This is a genomic window from Microbacterium sp. GXS0129 (assembly GCF_044769785.1).
Classification (GTDB): Bacteria; Actinomycetota; Actinomycetes; order Actinomycetales; family Microbacteriaceae; genus Microbacterium; species Microbacterium nymphoidis.
On sequence record NZ_JBIZVZ010000001.1, the window covers coordinates 1,100,077 to 1,113,158 of the forward strand.

15 protein-coding genes are annotated in these 13,082 nt (G+C 69.6%); 9 read left to right on the forward strand and 6 right to left on the reverse strand.

Annotated elements, in window-relative coordinates:
- Positions 1-182: 182 nt before the first annotated feature.
- The 5 genes from ACIQJ5_RS04905 (at position 183) to ACIQJ5_RS04925 (ending at position 5,699) form a co-directional block, all read left to right on the forward strand.
- The gene (locus tag ACIQJ5_RS04905; RefSeq protein WP_402841456.1) at positions 183-2,450 is read left to right on the forward strand and encodes a polyribonucleotide nucleotidyltransferase; all 2,268 of its coding nucleotides are present in this window, start codon (positions 183-185) and stop codon (positions 2,448-2,450) included.
- A gap of 183 nt (positions 2,451-2,633) precedes the next feature.
- Complete coding sequence (locus ACIQJ5_RS04910; RefSeq protein WP_231089567.1) at positions 2,634-3,674, forward strand: aldo/keto reductase; 1,041 nt, start codon at positions 2,634-2,636, stop codon at positions 3,672-3,674.
- Between the two features lie 130 nt (positions 3,675-3,804).
- The gene (locus ACIQJ5_RS04915) at positions 3,805-4,407 is read left to right on the forward strand and encodes a histidine phosphatase family protein (RefSeq protein ID WP_231089568.1); all 603 of its coding nucleotides are present in this window, start codon (positions 3,805-3,807) and stop codon (positions 4,405-4,407) included.
- An 84-nt stretch (positions 4,408-4,491) separates the two neighbouring features.
- Positions 4,492-5,250 carry a 4-hydroxy-tetrahydrodipicolinate reductase gene (gene dapB / locus ACIQJ5_RS04920; protein ID WP_231089569.1) on the forward strand — a complete coding sequence of 253 codons (759 nt, stop codon included), beginning with the start codon at positions 4,492-4,494 and terminating at the stop codon, positions 5,248-5,250.
- Positions 5,247-5,699 carry a hypothetical protein gene (locus tag ACIQJ5_RS04925; protein WP_402841462.1) on the forward strand — a complete coding sequence of 151 codons (453 nt, stop codon included), beginning with the start codon at positions 5,247-5,249 and terminating at the stop codon, positions 5,697-5,699. Before dapB ends, ACIQJ5_RS04925 begins: the two co-directional genes overlap by 4 nt.
- 30 nt (positions 5,700-5,729) lie before the next feature.
- Here ACIQJ5_RS04925 and ACIQJ5_RS04930 read toward each other — a convergent pair whose 3' ends face one another.
- On the reverse strand, positions 5,730-6,305 hold the full coding sequence (locus ACIQJ5_RS04930) for a TetR/AcrR family transcriptional regulator (protein ID WP_231089571.1): 576 nt from the start codon (positions 6,303-6,305) through the stop codon (positions 5,730-5,732).
- A gap of 62 nt (positions 6,306-6,367) precedes the next feature.
- Between ACIQJ5_RS04930 and ACIQJ5_RS04935 the strand changes: the two genes are divergently transcribed.
- A complete protein-coding gene (locus ACIQJ5_RS04935; RefSeq protein ID WP_231089572.1) occupies positions 6,368-7,096 on the forward strand; it encodes an MBL fold metallo-hydrolase in 729 nt (242 codons plus the stop codon).
- A gap of 62 nt (positions 7,097-7,158) precedes the next feature.
- Positions 7,159-7,557, forward strand: a complete 399-nt coding sequence (locus tag ACIQJ5_RS04940; RefSeq protein ID WP_231089573.1) for a hypothetical protein — start codon at positions 7,159-7,161, stop codon at positions 7,555-7,557.
- 70 nt (positions 7,558-7,627) lie between these two features.
- Here ACIQJ5_RS04940 and ACIQJ5_RS04945 read toward each other — a convergent pair whose 3' ends face one another.
- From ACIQJ5_RS04945 to ACIQJ5_RS04960, 4 genes are all read right to left on the reverse strand, one after another.
- A complete protein-coding gene (locus ACIQJ5_RS04945; RefSeq protein WP_402841467.1) occupies positions 7,628-8,542 on the reverse strand; it encodes a TIGR01777 family oxidoreductase in 915 nt (304 codons plus the stop codon).
- Complete coding sequence (locus ACIQJ5_RS04950) at positions 8,535-8,960, reverse strand: OsmC family peroxiredoxin (RefSeq protein WP_231089575.1); 426 nt, start codon at positions 8,958-8,960, stop codon at positions 8,535-8,537. Before ACIQJ5_RS04950 ends, ACIQJ5_RS04945 begins: the two co-directional genes overlap by 8 nt.
- Before the next feature lie 65 nt (positions 8,961-9,025).
- Positions 9,026-9,595, reverse strand: a complete 570-nt coding sequence (locus ACIQJ5_RS04955; protein ID WP_231089576.1) for a DUF4395 domain-containing protein — start codon at positions 9,593-9,595, stop codon at positions 9,026-9,028.
- 27 nt (positions 9,596-9,622) lie between these two features.
- Complete coding sequence (locus ACIQJ5_RS04960; protein ID WP_231089577.1) at positions 9,623-10,072, reverse strand: thioredoxin family protein; 450 nt, start codon at positions 10,070-10,072, stop codon at positions 9,623-9,625.
- Positions 10,073-10,238: 166 nt separating this feature from the next.
- Here ACIQJ5_RS04960 and ACIQJ5_RS04965 point away from each other — a divergent pair, with 166 nt between their 5' ends.
- The gene (locus tag ACIQJ5_RS04965; protein WP_402841473.1) at positions 10,239-11,672 is read left to right on the forward strand and encodes a PQQ-binding-like beta-propeller repeat protein; all 1,434 of its coding nucleotides are present in this window, start codon (positions 10,239-10,241) and stop codon (positions 11,670-11,672) included.
- A 3-nt stretch (positions 11,673-11,675) separates the two neighbouring features.
- Here ACIQJ5_RS04965 and ACIQJ5_RS04970 read toward each other — a convergent pair whose 3' ends face one another.
- Positions 11,676-12,179, reverse strand: a complete 504-nt coding sequence (locus ACIQJ5_RS04970; RefSeq protein ID WP_231089579.1) for a glycine cleavage system protein R — start codon at positions 12,177-12,179, stop codon at positions 11,676-11,678.
- A 147-nt stretch (positions 12,180-12,326) separates the two neighbouring features.
- Between ACIQJ5_RS04970 and ACIQJ5_RS04975 the strand changes: the two genes are divergently transcribed.
- Positions 12,327-13,079, forward strand: a complete 753-nt coding sequence (locus ACIQJ5_RS04975) for an SDR family NAD(P)-dependent oxidoreductase (RefSeq protein ID WP_402841476.1) — start codon at positions 12,327-12,329, stop codon at positions 13,077-13,079.
- The last annotated feature ends 3 nt before the right edge of the window (positions 13,080-13,082 follow it).

The window sequence follows — 13,082 nt, forward strand, 5'->3', positions numbered from 1 at the left end:
CAGGCTCGGCAGGAAGCTGGTCCCCTGAAGTGGATTCCCCGCGGTTGCACGGGTGATCTTCTCCTGGTGGCCAGCGCAGGCGAGCGGACATACGCGCACGCCCATATCTGCCTGCTCTGCTCCTTCGAGGAAACTCGCCCGTCACACGGATGGACGAGTCAAAACAAAGAAGGAGAGACCTCTTGGAAGGTCCTGAAATCACCGCAGCCGAGGCCGTTCTCGACAACGGACGCTTCGGCAAGCGCACGATCCGCTTCGAGACGGGTCGTCTGGCGCAGCAGGCACAGGGTGCCGTTGCCGCGTACCTCGACGACGAGACCATGCTTCTGTCGGCTACCAGCGCGAGCAAGCAGCCGCGCGACGGGTTCGACTTCTTCCCGCTGACCGTGGACGTCGAGGAGCGCTCGTACGCTGCTGGCAAGATCCCCGGTTCGTTCTTCCGCCGTGAGGGCCGCCCCTCCACCGAGGCGATCCTGGTGTGCCGTCTGATCGACCGCCCGCTGCGTCCGTCGTTCGTGGACGGCCTCCGCAACGAGGTCCAGATCGTCGTCACCGTGCTGTCGATCGCCCCTGGCGAGTACTACGACGCGCTGGCGATCAACGCCGCGTCGGCATCCACGCAGATCTCCGGTCTGCCCTTCTCCGGCCCGATCGCCGGTGTGCGCCTCGCGCTCATCCCCGGCTACGGCCAGCACGAGGACCAGTGGGTCGCGTTCCCCAACGTCGAGCAGGTCTCCGAGGCCGTCTTCGACCTGATGGTCGCGGGTCGCGTCGTGAAGAACGCCGACGGCACCGAGGACGTCGCCATCATGATGGTGGAGGCCGAGGCGACCGAGGGCAGCTGGGACCACATCCGCGGCGGTGCCGTGAAGCCCAGCGAAGAGATCGTCGCGGGCGGCCTGGAGGCGGCGAAGCCGTTCATCAAGCAGCTCGTCGAGGCTCAGGCCGACATGGCTCAGCACTCGTCGAAGGAGCCGGGTGTCTACCCGGTCTTCCTGCCTTACGCGCAGGAGACTTACGACTTCGTGTCGGACAGCGCGTACGCGGACCTGGAGAAGGTCTACGTCATCGCCGACAAGCAGGAGCGCCAGAGCGCCGACGACGAGGTCAAGGACCGCGTCAAGGCCGAGGTCGCCGCCGCGGTCGAGGCCGGCACGCTGCCCGCCTCCGCTCTCGGCGAGGTCTCCGCCGCCTACAAGTCGGTCACCAAGGCCATCGTCCGTGGCCGCATCCTCACCGAGGGCGTGCGCATGGACGGTCGCGGCCTGGCGGACATCCGCCCGCTCGACGCCGAGGTCCAGGTGATCCCGCGCGTGCACGGCTCCGCCATCTTCCAGCGTGGCGAGACCCAGATCCTGGGCGTCACCACGCTGAACATGCTGAAGATGGAACAGCAGATCGACTCGCTGTCGCCCACGACCAGCAAGCGCTACATGCACCACTACAACTTCCCGCCCTACTCGACCGGTGAGACCGGCCGGGTCGGCAGCCCGAAGCGTCGCGAGATCGGCCACGGCTTCCTGGCCGAGCGCGCCCTCGTTCCGGTGCTGCCCAGCCGCGAGGAGTTCCCGTACGCCATCCGCCAGGTGTCCGAGGCGCTCGGCTCCAACGGCTCGACGTCGATGGGTTCCGTCTGCGCATCCACCCTGTCGCTGCTGAACGCTGGTGTGCCGCTGCGCGCACCCGTCGCCGGTATCGCCATGGGCCTGGTGTCGGACACGGTTGACGGTGAGACCCGCTACGCCGCCCTCACCGACATCCTCGGCGCCGAGGACGCGCTGGGCGACATGGACTTCAAGGTCGCCGGTACCAGCGAGTTCATCACGGCCATCCAGCTCGACACGAAGCTCGACGGTATCCCGTCGTCGGTCCTGTCGGCTGCGCTGCAGCAGGCGCACGACGCCCGCACCACGATCCTCGGTGTGCTGAACGCCGCGATCGACGGTCCGGACGAGATGGCTCCCACCGCGCCGCGCGTGATCTCGGTGCAGATCCCGGTCGACAAGATCGGTGAGCTCATCGGCCCGAAGGGCAAGACGATCAACGCCATTCAGGATGAGACCGGCGCGCAGATCTCCATCGAGGAGGACGGCACCGTCTACATCGGTGCCGTCGACGGCCCCTCCGCGGAGGCCGCGCGTGCACAGGTCAACGCGATCGCCAACCCCACCAACCCGGAGGTCGGCGAGCAGTTCCTGGGCACGGTCGTGAACCTGCGCGACGGCCTGGGCGCCTTTGTCTCCCTGCTGCCCGGCAAGGACGGCCTGCTCCACATCAGCGAGGTCCGCAAGCTCAACGGCAACAAGCGTGTCGAGGAGCTCGGCTCGGTGCTGTCGGTGGGCCAGAAGATCCTGGTGCGCATCACGAAGATCGACGACCGCGGCAAGCTGTCGCTGGAGCCGGTCCTCGAAGAGGCCGCCGAGCCGGCTGAGGCTCCCGCCGAGGCCTGACCGATTCGACCGACGGCCCGTCCCGCGACGCGGGACGGGCCGTCGGCGTTTCCGGGACCGTTACGGAAATGTCATCGGGAACGGGCGGAATGCCGCGGCGCGAGACGCGGGAGCCCGTACTCTATCAACAACACGGCCCGTCGTGCTTGCGGGTCGCCTCTCTGCGAGGGGGACGGGGGACGCATGCGGATCCTCGAGAACGGGGGAACGATGGACGCGTCAGCGGTAGGCGCAGTGCCGCCGGCCTCCGTTGCGGGATCCGCTCACCCGTCGCACCTCATCGATGTCCAGGCGCCGAGTGTGGGCGCGGCCGTGCGGGTGCCCCTCGGAGAATCCGGTCTCCGCGTTTTCCCGCTGCTGCTCGGCGGCGCCGAGTTCGGCTGGACCATCGACCGCGATCACGCCTTCGAGGTGCTCGATCGGTACCGCGAGCTCGGCGGCAACGCTCTGCACACCGCGGACGGCTTCGCCAGCGGTCGTAGCGAGTACATCATCGGCCAATGGCTGGCCGCGAGAGCGTGCCGCGATGAGATGGCCGTCACCGTGCGCATCGGTTCGCACCCCGACAACCCCGGCCTGGGCTCGGTCAACCTGGTGCGGGCGGTGGAGGCGTCCCTCACACGCCTCGGAGTCGATCACCTCGACGTCATGTATCTCGACGGCACGGATTCCCGTGCCAACCTGGAGGACGTGCTCGCCACCTCCGAGTGGCTCGTGGAAAGCGGGAAGGTGCGCTCGATCGGCGCGTATGCGTTCTCCGCCGAGCGGCTGGTGGAGGCTCGGATCCTGGTCTCTGCCGGCTACCCGCGCATCCATGTGCTCGATGTGGCGTACAACGCGTTGCGCCGGGCGGACTACGAGGGTGATATCCGGCTGATCGTCGGTGCTCAGGGACTCGCAGTGACCCCGTCGCACGCTCTCGAGCACGGCTTCCTGTCCGGTGTCCACCGATCCCGCTCGCGCCTGCAGGGCACACGGGGCATGCAACTGCTCAACAACCTCAACCGGCGGGGCACGAAGCTCCTGCGCGTGTTCGACGCGATCGGGGCGGAACTGGGTGTTGCCGACGCAGCCGTGGCCCTGGCCTGGCTGCGCGCACAGCGCGGCATCGTGGCGCCCATCGTCAACGCCTACGCGCCCGCGCAGGTCGACGAGCTCGTCCAGAGCGCCGGCGTCTCCCTGGGGCGCGGGCACCTCGCCGAGATCGCTCGAGCGGTCGCCTGACCCCACCGGCGCGCTGCACGCCTGGGAGGGACGTCCACATGTACACGGTTGTGCGCAAGGGCCCTTCCCGCAGCGAAGGCATCGGTTAGGCTGGACGAGAACCTGCCTGACAACGAAGCGAGCTCTGACTGTGACCCACTGGATCTACATGGTGAGGCACGGCGAACAGCAAGACGCGGAGTACGGCCTCGACGACGGCCCCCTGTCGGCGCGCGGTCGTCGACAGGCCGAGCTCATCGCCGAGCGGCTCTCGGGAGTTCCGTTCGACGCGGTCTCGCACTCGCCGCTGGTGCGGGCTGCCGAGACGGCCCGCGTCATCGCCGACCGGATGCCCGCGATCGATCCGCAGCCGAATGCGCTGCTCTTCGACTGCGTCCCCACCGGTATGACGGAGGACACGCCGGCGTCGTACGAGTCCTTCTTCGGCTCCATCACCGACGCGGAGACCGAGGCCGGGCACGCGCAGATGGCCGACGCGGTGGGGGAGTTCCTGGTACGAAAGCCGGGCGACGTGCACGAGCTGCTGATCACCCACAACTTCGTCATCGCCTGGTTCGTCCGCGAGGTGCTCGGGGCGCCGGAGTGGCGATGGATGACCCTGAACCAGGCGAACTGCGGTCTCACGGTGCTCGCTCAGAAGCCCGGGCGGCCCTGGACGCTGGTCTCGCACAACGATCTGTCGCACCTGCCCTTCGAGCTGCGGACGGGTCTGCCGGAGAACGCTCTGGTCTGAGGGGCCGGCGGCGCCCGCCCACGGCCGATATCGGAGGATGACGGCGCGGGCGGTCTTCGTGGATCGGCCGCCTAGGATTGAATCATGGCCACGCGCGTCGCCCTGGTGGGGGCATCCGGAAAGCTCGGCACCGTCATCGGCGGAGTGCTCGCCGAGCTGCCTGACTTCGACATCGTCCACGCCCTGGGCTCCGCGGACGATCTGAGTGCCATCGCCGACGCTGACCTCGTTGTAGATGCAACCACTCCCACCGTGAGCGCCGAGGTCGTTCGTCGAGCGGCCGACGCCGGGGTCAACGTCCTCGTGGCGACGTCGGGATGGTCGCAGGCGCGCCTGGCGGAGATCCGGCCGCGCATCGAGGCGTCGGGGATCGGCGTCGTGGTGATCCCCAACTTCTCGCTCGGCTCGGTGCTCGGCACCGCCATCGCCACGGTCGCCGGACGCTTCTTCGACTCGATCGAGATCATCGAATCCCATCGAGACACCAAGATCGACTCGCCGAGTGGCACGGCCGTGCGTACGGCCGAACTGATCCAGGCGGTGCGGACGCTGCCCGTCGACGCTCCGCACGTCGATCAGCAGGCTCGCGGAGAGCAGGTGGCGGGTATCCCCATCCACTCGCTGCGTCGCCCCGGCGTCATCGCCCGCCAGGATGTGGTGCTGTCCGGGCCGGGGGAGAGCCTGACCATCACCCACGACACGGTCGACTCGGCGGCGGCGTATGCGCCGGGCATTCGTATCGCTGCCCGGGCTGCCGTGTCGGCGCGCGGCATCATCGTCGGACTGGATGCGTTCATCGATCTCGGAATCACTGCTCCGTCGGCCGTGGAGGGCTCCGAATGAGTGCACGCATCGGCGTGATCGTCATGACGATCGCCCTGGTGCTGTACTTCATCCTGGCGGGCCAGCGCGCCTGGCTGTGGCTCGTCTCGGGTGAACCGATCGCCGTAGCCATGGGCGTTGCGATGCTGTTCTTCCCGGTGCTGGCTGCCTGGGGGATCGGCCGGGAACTGCTTTTCGGGATCGGTGCCCAGCGCCTCGGACGACAGCTGGAGGCCGAGGGGGCGCTCCCGGAGGAAGAGGTCGCCACCTACGTCTCGGGCCGCGTGCGCCGCGATGAGGGTGATGCGCTCTTCCCGAAGTACCGTGCAGCGGTGGAGGCTGCCCCGGAGGACTGGCGTGCCTGGTACCGGATGGGGCTGGTCTACGACGCGGCGGGCGATCGGCGCCGCGCCCGGCACGCCGTGCGGCAGGCGATCGCTCTCGAACGGCGGGAGCGCCGCACCGCCTGAGAGCGTTCGGGCCGTCCGACTGCGGGCGGGTCAGCGCAGGTCCGGCCGGGTGATCGCGTCGATGATGCGCTCGCGACCGTAGCGGTAGGCGGCTTCGAGGTCACCGCCGAGCGCGAACCCGTCGGCGCGCGCGCGACTGATGAATCCGAACAGCCAGGAGGTGAGCGTCCGGGCAGCGTGCAGCGCGTCGTCCTCGCCGGCCAGCTCCGCACAGGCGCTCAGCAGCGGGGCGGCGGTGGAAGCCGTCGCCGGGTGCGGGGCGGCACCGGCGGATGCAGGATCCACCAGCGGGCGGAAGATCAGGTCGTAAGCGTGGGGGTGGTCATCCGCGAACGCCCGCGTCGCGTCGGCGAATCCCGCAATGCGGCGCCGGGGATCCGGTTCCGTGATCGCGAGGAGCGCGTCACTGAGCTCGCTGAAGGCCCGGGAGCGGACGAGACCGATGAGGCCGTCGCGGTCACGCACGTGCTTGTACAGGGAGGGGGCGCGGACGCCGAGCCGGCCGGCGACGGCAGCCATGGTCAGAGAGGACAGGCCGCCTTCTTCCAGTTGGGCGCTGGCGGCGGCGATCAGTTCCTCGGTGCGGACCTTGGTCGGTGCGGGCATTTCTCCTCCGCGATCAGTATAGCTATTGACAGTAGCCATGATGGCTACGTAACGTAGCGATCATGAAGATCGCACCCGGACTGCATCGCGTCGGCGATGACGTCATCGCCGCATACCTCATGGTCGACGACTCCGGAGTGACCGTCGTCGATGCCGCGCTGCCCGGCTACCGTCGGGAGCTTCGCCGTGAACTCGCCGGCATCGGAAAGACAGAGGACGACATCAGGGCCATTCTGCTCACCCATGCGGACCCCGACCATGTCGGCTTCGCCGAGGCCGTCCGCGCCGCCACCGGAGCCACGGTCTACGCGTCCGCGCCGGACGCGGAACGCGCCACGGGGCGGGAGCGGGCACCGAAGACGGCGACGCCACGCATGAAGCTCGCGCCCACGCTGCGCTTCGTGTGGGCCGGGCTCACCCATGCCGGCCGCGCGCGGCCGATCACCGCGGTGACGACAGTGGCAGACGGGGAGACGCTCGCCGTGCCCGGCCGTCCGCGCGCTCTCGCCGTTCCCGGGCACACACCGGGCAGCCTGTGCTGGGTGAGCCAGAGTCTCGGCGCTGTGTTCGTCGGCGATGCTCTGACCACACGTCATGTGCTCACCGGCCGCGTCGGTGCGCAGGATGCGCCGTTCTCGGAGGATGAAGCCGGCGCCCGGACCTCCGTCGAACGCCTGCGTGCTCTCGACGTCCGCTACGTGCTTCCCGGTCATGGCCCGGTGTGGTCGGCCGGGGTGCCGCAGCTCCTGGCAGAGATCCGGGCGGGACGCGGTGACGACATCTCCTCGTGAGAGCTGATTCGTCCGCCGTACGGCCGGTCGCGATCCGGGCGGGGATCTGCGACCATGTCGGCATGCCGATCCCCGCCGCGTTGTCGCCGCTGCTTCTCACCGTGTTCGCCGCCGTGGCGCTCGTCGGGTGTGCACCCGTGGCCTCCGCTCCGGAGCCGGGTGGTGAGACTTCATCGGTGATCGGCGGCGGAGCGACGGAGAGTCCGGTATCCGCCCCGACGGCGATGCCGGCTCCGACCCCAGATCCGACGTACATCACCGAGCTGCCCGACTCGGCCGCGGAAAACGTGCCGTGGTTCATCTATCCGGACGGGTTCGAATGCTGGGGTACGGAAGGCTGCCCGAACAACTTCCGTTCCGTATTCGGTGATCCCGGACCGGTGCTGCCCGAGGGAGTCGAGTATTACGACCCCGCGAAGCACGAGTGCGTGTACGTCCGTCCGGCCGACGTCACCTGCTGATCGGGGTCCGCCGCAACCGGGCTCGCGAATCCGGTGATCGCCCCTCTCTGTGCGCAATCCGCTGAGAGCCCTACGAGCGCCCGCCGGAAGCCAGCGCGTCTCGCACCGCGGATTCCGCGGTGCGGTGGCGCCATTCGAAGCCGGTGTCCGCCAGCACTGCGGGCGCGACATCACAGTCCACCAGGAGCAGGTCGTCCGCCGCCGCTCCCAGGGCGAGTCGCAGGGCGAACGCCGGAGCGGGGATCAGGTACGGGCGATTCAGCTCGCGCGCGATGGCGAACCCGACGTCGTTCTCGGACGCCCGCTCCGGGCCTGCCACGTTCACCGGCCCGGTGAGATCATGTTCGATGACGTGCCGGAGCGCTCCGACCGTGTCATCCAGCGATGCCCACGGCCAGCTCTGCCGTCCGGAGCCGAGCGGGCCGGCGACACCCAGACGCGTCAGGAACACGAGCGGCTTCAGTACTCCGTCGGCGTGGATGACGGGCGAGAAGCGGACGTGCGCGACGCGCTCACCCGCCAGGTCCGCTGCTGCCTCCCACGCCACACACACGTCGGCGAGGAAGCCGTCACCCCGCTCCTGGCCTTCGTCGATGCGCCGACCCGGCCGGCTGCCGTAGAAGCCGGAGGCCGAGGCGGAGACGAAGAGCGGGGGATTCGTGAGTCTGCGCAACGCGTCCGCCAGCGTGCGGGTCGGGCTCACACGCGACCACAGCAGCTCCGAACGGTACCGGCGGGTCCAGGGCAGCCGGCCGATGGATGCGCCGTTCAGTCCCACCACCGCTCGGGCGCCGTCGAGCACTGCCGGGTCCAAGGGTCCTGCGGGGTCCCAGCGGATCTCCGACGCGGAGCCGGGCTCGCGACGCACCAACTGCGTCACCGCGACGCCGGATTCTCGCAGCGATGCGACGAGGGCGCGCCCGATGAGACCGGACGCGCCCGCGACGACAACCCGGTCGCCCGGGCCCAGCGGCTGATCAGCCAAGCGTGGCTTCCAGCGTGATGTCGATACCCGACAGCGCCTGGGACACCGGGCAGCCCGCCTTCGCCTCGGCGGCCAGTCGCTGGAAATCAGCGTCGGAGAGGCCGGGCACGGATGCGTTGAGGTTCAGGTGGCTGCCGGTGATGCCGGTGCCGGGCTGGAAGGTGACGGATGCGGTCACGTTGAGCTTCTCGGGCGGCGTGCCGTTGCCGGAGAGCGCGTGGGAGAGGGCCATGGCGAAGCAAGACGCGTGGGCGGCCGCGATGAGCTCCTCCGGGGTGGTCGTGCTGTCGGATCCCTCGCTGCGAGCCTTCCAGTTCACATCGAAGCTGCCGATGCGCGAGCTGTCGAACGTGACGGTTCCGGACCCTTCCGTGAGGGATCCGCTCCAGACAGTGGTCGCTTCGCTCGTGACGGACATGGTGTCTCCTCCCGGTGGGTGTTTCGAACGCCAGCCTAGTGTCCGAGCCGCCGCGATGCGACGGGTCAGGCGGTCCGCGGCTGGCGCAGTCGCGCCAGCGCCAGGTACAGCATGCAGCCGAGGCACACGCCGAAGACGGCGTTCAGGAAGGCGGCCGCGAACGCCGCTGCCGCCGCGATCGGAAGCGCCCACGGCACGCCCGCGAGGTGCAGCACGATTCCGACCGTCACCACGAACAGCCCGACGCCCTGTGCGAACCGCGGGGGACGCGGGTCTTCGAGATCGACCGGTGGCGCCAGACGAGGCGCCACGACCGCTCGGAACAGCCGGCCCCATGGCGCGGTGGCAGGGGACACCACGCCCCAGAGGAAGAGCGCGGCGATGACGATGAGGAGGAGGCATGCGGGATCCAGCAATCGTGTGAGAACCGGAACCTGCTGGATGGTCCAGACCTCGGGCGAGAACGTGCCACCGGTCGCCGGGCTGAGTGCGTACCATCCCGCGCTGCCGCGCTGCGTCGCGACGCCCAGAAGCGCGAGGACGACGGAAACGGCGAGGAGCACCGCCGTGATCCCGGCCGCGAAGCGGGGACCCCGCGGGTCGATGGGGCGCGGAACGGAGGTGGAGGCGGACATGGATTCTCGTTTCTTCGCGAGACGGGATCAGGACGGGAGGGGGGACGCCGGGGCACCGGGCTCCAGCACCCGCGTGAGCTCTCGGAGGTACGACGACCGAGGAGCAGCCCCGGTGAAGCGGGACACCGGAACACCGTGACGATCGAGCAGCAGCACGGTCGGTGTCTGCAGGATGTGCAGGCTGGCCGCCACCTCCGCACGTTCGGTGATGTCGACCTCGACGTGGACCACACCGGGCCGGTCATCGGCGAGCGAACGGAGTGCCCGCGCCACCGCAGGGCAGGACCCGCAGAAGCGGGTGCTGAACTGGACGAACGTCGCCTCGTCGCCGCGCGCCCCTGCGGGAACGATGTCTTGGGGGATGGCCGCGGCCCGCGCTGCCCGCGGCGCGGCGGACCGCGCCCGGCCGAGCAGGCCGGCCACCGTGACGACGGCCACCAGTCCGGCCAGGATGAGGATCGCGACGAGCGGGGACATGAGTACACGGTAGGCGCGTGCGTACGCCGTGGGCGCGTCGTCGCAATCCGCTGTCACAATTCGCGCCGCTCCACCCCGCGGCCGCGCCGTTGCGGCCTGATCCGGATCGGCACACACCTGTTGAGACGTTCCGGCGGTTTTCGCACCGCGGTGGCACGATGGGATGATGGCGAACCCGCACCGATCTCTCCGAGTGCTCGCCGTCGCGGCCGCGGGGGCGTTCCTGCTGTCGGCGACGGCGTGCACCGCGACCGACACCGCCACCGAGGCGACGCCGACGCGCACGGCATCGGACACGCCCACCCCGTCTCCGCAGCCGCAGCCGACCAGCCTGCCTGTCCCCACGCTCGCCGCGTTCACTCCGCCCATCGCGTTCGCCGAGTCGGGTTCCCTCCTGCTGTTGCCGAGCGATTTCACGCCGAACACCCGGGGCACCGTCGCTGATGCACCCGTCGCGCTGGCGGGCACCAGTCTCTTCGTCACCGGCACCGCCGTCGCCCGGATCGACGTGGAATCCGGGCGAGCGCTCTGGCAGGACGATCTGTCCGACCTGAGGGGTGAGTCGGCGGCGACTCCGACGAAGCCCGTGGTCACCGCGGACGGCACCACCGTGTGGGTCGCGATGGCCGTGGCCTCCGTGTCGGCGGCCGAGCAAACCGAGGGAGACCCGGCGCACGCCCCCGCTGTGGTGGTTCCCGGAGCCGAGGCCACACCGGATCTGACCGAGCCCACCGCAGATCCCGAACCGTCGGCGGCCGCCGACGATCCCGGAGTGGTACTCATCGGCTACAACGCCGTGACGGGCGACAGGCGCACCCTCGCCACGGCTGTCCCGTCTGCCTCGGCGGCCTCGGTGCTGGATCAGCGCGTGAGCCTGGATCAGCTCTCCGACGGATCGTTGCTCGTAGGTCTGAGCCCGCGCGGCGGCGGCGTGTCGTGGACGTGGTCCGTCGACGCCGACGGCGCAACGCGATGGGCACAGGACGGGAAGTTCGCCGGAGAGGCGGGCGACGTGGTGATCATGCGGCTGTCCGGTCTTGCGGGCGAGCCGTACCCGCAGGTCGGAGGCCTGGATCGCGCCACCGGCAAGATCCTGTGGAACCGTGCCGGCGAAGACGAGGCCGCGACCGATGCCTGGGCCTTCCCCGTCGGGGCCGAGACCGCCCTGACCACGGTGTCGTACGCCACCACTCGTACCGTCACCCGGATGATCGACCCGCGCACCGGTCAGGATCTGGGCGGCGCCGCCAGCACGGTGGAGCGCCCGCTCCTGCAGGGTGGGCGCCTGTATGACGCGCAGTCCGGCTTCCGCTCCCTGGATCCGGCCACGTTGAGCACCGAATGGACGCGCCGCAGTGCGGGGTACGGATCGGTGCGCGGCGTCGTGCTCGCTCAGGGACTCGTGTACGGGGTGGACTCGGCCGATCAGGGCATCATTCTCGACCCGGAATCCGGTGAACGGATTGCCGATGAACTCGCCTGGGAATGGCTGGCCGTGAACGAGTACGGTGCCGTCGTGGTGAACACGGCGGGGACCGTGAGCGCCGCAGATGACACGTACTGGTTCCACCCCGCCGTGGCGCCACCGGCGGAGGGGTGAGCATCAGCTCCCGAAGCTGAACTCCACCATGAGGTCCTGCGCAAGGTCCTCCAGTGCGCCGCGCACGGCGCTCCCGTCACCCTCGACGCGCACCACTGCGTTCGCCGTGAAGAGGAGACCGCCGGCCATGGGCGCCTCGGTGACGCCCGTGGTGAGTGTCTCGATGCTCCCGCCGCCGCGCTGGATCGCGTCGGTCACCTGGTGCACGATGCCGGGGTGATCGTCGCCGACCAGATCGACCTGCAACCGTTCGCCGCGGGCGGCTGCATCCTCACGGCCGGGCTGTACCGTGATCTCCAGCAGGCCGGACAGCGGCTGCAGCGCCCGGGTGAGGTCGTCGACCCGCGCGGCATCCACCTCCACGAGTACGATCCCCGCGAACTTCCCGGCCAGCTCGCTCATGCGCGACGTGGTCCAGTTGCCGTCGTGGGCCGCGATCACCTCCGAGAGGGAACTGACCAGACCGGATCGGTCGTCGCCGATGACTGTGAGCACGAGAGTCGTCATGTCGGTGATCATACGGCCAGAACCGCCGGGCGCGAGGGGGCGAGCGCGTGAGGATCCTGTCGCGGCCGCGACGGGTGCATGATCGACGTGGTGAGCGTCGTCGCGGCGATGGTCGCCGACACGCACTCGCGCACGGAGGAGAGACCCATGAGCAAGACCGCAGTGATTACCGGAGCCAGTTCCGGACTCGGTGCCGAGTATGCGCGACAGCTCTCCGCCGCCGGGGGTGATCTGGTGCTCGTCGCGCGCGACAAGGATGCCCTCGGCGAGCTGGCAGACGAGCTGCGCGCTCGCGGAAGCGAGGTGGAGACCATCGTGGCGGACCTCCTCAAGCCCCGCCAGCGCGCTCGGGTGGAGGACAGGCTCCGCGACCGATCCCGTCCCGTCGACATCCTGATCAACAATGCCGGCTTCGGCCTGCCACTGTCGTTCGCGGACGTCGAGATCGAGCGGGAGGTGGACCACCTGCGTCTGCACGTCGAGGTCTCCATGCGACTGATGCATGCGGCCCTGCCCGTGATGCGCGAGCGCGGCGGGCGCATCCTCAACGTGGCATCGGTGGCGGCCTTCATTCCACGCTCCACGTACGGGGCAGCGAAGGCTTGGCTGCTGAGCTTCAGCCGCTGGGCGAACGGCTACTACCCGGGGGTCACCGTCACAGCGGTGTGCCCCGGCTACACGCACACGAACTTCCATGAGCGACTGGGCCTGCCGCCCGGGCAGGAGGGTGTCGCGGGGTGGATGTGGCTCACCCCGCAGCGGGTGGTGCGGGAATCCCTTCGAGATCTGGCGCGAGGACGATCCGTCTCGGTGCCGTCGTGGCGCTATCGGGCACTCACGGCGCTGACGAAGGTGGTCCCGGATTCGGTCCTCGCCCGCATCGGCTCGCAGGGGCGCTGAGCG